This is a genomic window from Mycobacterium sp. TH-M106 (assembly GCF_057473765.1).
Genome location: NZ_JBYCLE010000225.1, coordinates 1 through 3,055, shown reverse-complemented (window position 1 = coordinate 3,055; position 3,055 = coordinate 1). Strand labels below are relative to the sequence as shown.

General features: G+C 67.6%; 4 protein-coding genes and 1 pseudogene. 4 read left to right on the top strand and 1 reads right to left on the bottom strand.

What is annotated here, in order from left to right:
- A pseudogene (locus AC2VOP_RS08125) lies at window positions 1-157 on the bottom strand (formyltetrahydrofolate deformylase); the annotation flags it as partial.
- Window positions 158-418: 261 nt separating this feature from the next.
- On the opposite strand from AC2VOP_RS08125, the gene sepIVA reads away from it, so the two are divergent.
- From sepIVA to AC2VOP_RS08105, 4 genes are all read left to right on the top strand, one after another.
- The gene (gene sepIVA, locus AC2VOP_RS08120) at window positions 419-1,156 is read left to right on the top strand and encodes a cell division protein SepIVA (protein ID WP_486960489.1); all 738 of its coding nucleotides are present in this window, start codon (window positions 419-421) and stop codon (window positions 1,154-1,156) included.
- A gap of 38 nt (window positions 1,157-1,194) precedes the next feature.
- Window positions 1,195-1,782: a YceD family protein gene (locus tag AC2VOP_RS08115; RefSeq protein ID WP_486960488.1), complete on the top strand. Its 588-nt coding sequence runs from the start codon at window positions 1,195-1,197 to the stop codon at window positions 1,780-1,782.
- Complete coding sequence (gene rnc / locus AC2VOP_RS08110) at window positions 1,779-2,480, top strand: ribonuclease III (RefSeq protein WP_486960487.1); 702 nt, start codon at window positions 1,779-1,781, stop codon at window positions 2,478-2,480. The genes AC2VOP_RS08115 and rnc overlap by 4 nt, the downstream gene beginning before the upstream one ends.
- 28 nt (window positions 2,481-2,508) lie before the next feature.
- Window positions 2,509-3,055 (top strand): DNA-formamidopyrimidine glycosylase family protein (locus AC2VOP_RS08105; RefSeq protein ID WP_486960486.1); only part of this gene is annotated, 547 nt, incomplete at its 3' end.

Here is a 3,055-nt window from a genome sequence, read left to right as displayed (position 1 = left end):
GAAACCCGCTGACTGCGGCGATGATGCCGTGACGGTCAGGGCAGCGCAGCAGCAGCCGGCCTATATCGGCACTGTCGGCAGGCGACGGTTGCCCGCCGGACCCGGCCGGATAGTCCTGTTGCTGTGCCGGTTCCGGTGTCGCTGAGCCAGCTGTCATGGCCGCCCTCGGCTGATTCGGGGCATTCCGGGCATTCCAGCTACCACCGGGTCAGGGTACCGTCGACGCGACAACCTCGTAGCCGCTGGTAGCGGCGGTTGTTCGATCGCACTGCCGTGACCGCGGGGGAACGCAGGTGCGGGCAAAACTCGACACACCGGGTACGCAACGCAGTCACAGGCGTAACACCAGGCACAATGGTTAACAATGGTGACTACTGGTAACAACTGGTAACAACAACTACGCCTGGAGGGTATCGCCGTGTACCGAGTGTTCGAAGCGCTTGACGAACTGGGCGCCATTGTCGAAGAAGCGCGCGGCGTGCCGATGACGGCGGGTTGCGTGGTGCCCCGCGGCGACGTGCTGGAACTGATCGACGACATCAAGGACGCGATCCCGGGCGAACTCGACGACGCCCAGGACGTGCTCGACGCACGCGATTCGCTGCTGCATGAGGCCAAGGAGCAGGCGGACTCGATGGTGAGCAGCGCGACCACCGAAGCGGAGTCGATGCTCAACCACGCCCGCGCCGAGGCCGACCGGCTGTTGGCCGACGCCAAGACACACGCTGACCGAATGGTGGCCGAGAGCCGTCAGCACAGCGAGCAGATGCTCGCCGGAGCCCGCGACGAAGCTGCCCGCCTCTCAGCGACCGCCAAACGCGATTACGAGGCCAACGTCAGCCGCGCCCAGGCAGAATGCGACCGACTCGTCGACAACGGCAACGTTGCCTACGAGAAGGCCGTGCAGGAGGGCATCAAGGAACAGCAGCGACTGGTGTCGCAGACGGAGGTGGTGGCCTCGGCCAACGCGGAGGCCACCCGGCTGATCGACTCGGCACACGCCGAGGCCGACCGGATGCGCGGTGAATGCGATATCTACGTCGACTCCAAGCTGGCCGAGTTCGAGGAGTTCCTCAACGGCACCTTGCGTTCCGTCAACCGCGGCCGGCACCAGCTGCGCACCGCCGCCGGAACCCACGACTACGCAACGCGGTAGCCGTAGTTCGACACCGTGACCGCCGTAGAATTGCGGTCATGGTGAGGCGTCCGGGCACGAGGATGCAGCGACGTGCACCCTCGCCACTTGTCATAGACGTCGCCCGGCTGGGCCGCAGGCCAGGCGATGCGTTGCCGGTGCGCCGCCGGGTGTCCAGTCCGTCGCGCATCGGTCTCGACCTGGTGGCGATCCCCGCGGGCACAACGATCGACCTGGACCTGCAGATGGAGTCGGTTTCTGAGGGCGTCCTGGTGACCGGGACGGTAGCCGCGGCCACAACCGGTGAGTGCGCGCGGTGCCTGACATCACTGACCGGCCGGGTCGAGGTGGCGCTGACCGAGCTGTTCGCCTACCCGGACAGCGCGACCGACGCCACCACCGAGGAAGACGAACTCGGCCGCGTGGTCGATGACACGGTGGATCTGGAGCAGGCCATCGTCGACGCGGTCGGGCTGGCGCTGCCGCTGTCACCGCTATGCCGGCCGGACTGCCCCGGGCTCTGCCCAGTCTGCGGTGTGCCGTTCGTTGACGCCGACGTCGGGCATCACCACGACCAGATCGACCCGCGCTGGGCCAAACTGGTTGCAATGTCGGGTCTGGCAGCGCGCGAGGACGGCGAGCGGTGAGTCGACCCCGGCAAGCCGTAATCGACGCGCTCGGCGTCGACCTGCCCGATGAACTGCTCACGCTGGCGGTCACCCACCGCAGCTACGCCTACGAACACGGGGGGCTGCCCACCAACGAACGGCTGGAGTTCCTCGGTGACGCCGTGCTTGGCCTGATCATCACCGACGAGCTGTTTCGCCGCCACCCGGACCGACCCGAAGGAGACCTGGCCAAACTGCGTGCCAGCGTGGTCAACACCGCGGCACTGGCCGATGTGGCGCGCGGGCTGACCGGCGACGGGCTGGGTGCGCACCTGCTCCTGGGCCGCGGCGAGATCAACACCGGCGGAACCGATAAATCCAGCATCCTGGCCGACGGCATGGAATCGCTGCTGGGCGCGGTCTACCTGCAGCACGGGATGGACACCGCACGCGAAGTGATCCTGCGGCTGTTCGGCGAACCGCTGGACACCGCGGCCACGCTGGGGGCCGGGCTGGACTGGAAGACCAGCCTGCAGGAGTTGACCGCTGCCCGCGGACTGGGCGTGCCGTCGTACGCGGTCACCTCGACCGGCCCGGACCACGACAGGGAATTCACCGCGGTGGTGCTGGTGGCCGAGACCCAATACGGGACCGGTGTGGGCCGCACCAAAAAAGAAGCCGAACAGAAAGCGGCGTCAGCGGCATGGACCGCACTGGATGCCCTCGACAGTGGCTGACCCAAGCCTGACCCAAGCCTGATCTAGAGTGCCAGAACTGCCCGAGGTCGAGGTGGTGCGGCGTGGCCTGGCCGACCACGTGGTGGGCCGGACCATCACCGCGGTGCGGGTGCACCATCCACGTGCGGTGCGCCGCCACCGCGGCGGCCCCGCCGACCTGACCGGACGGCTGCTGGGTGCGCGAATCAGCGGCACCGGCCGGCGCGGCAAATACCTGTGGTTGCCGCTGAACGGCTTCGACGATGAAGCTCTGGTCGTGCACCTGGGCATGAGCGGCCAGATGCTGCTGGGCGCACAGGGCTGCCTGCCGAACGCCAACCACCTGCGTATCGCCGTGCTGCTCGACGACGGCACCGCGCTGAGCTTCGTCGACCAGCGCACCTTCGGCGGCTGGCTGATTGCCGAGCTCGTCACCGTGGACGGCAGCGTGGTGCCGGCGCCCGTCGCACACCTGGCCCGCGACCCCCTGGACTCTCGTTTCGACGCCGAAGCGGTCGTGGGCGTGTTGCGGCGCAAGCATTCTGAGATCAAACGTCAGCTGCTGGACCAAACTGTGGTGTCGGGCATCGGCAACA

Coding starts and splice junctions, on each gene's coding strand:
- AC2VOP_RS08115 (WP_486960488.1), top strand. CDS start 1,195: ATGGTGAGGCGTCCGGGCACGAGGATGCAGCGACGTGCACCCTCGCCA.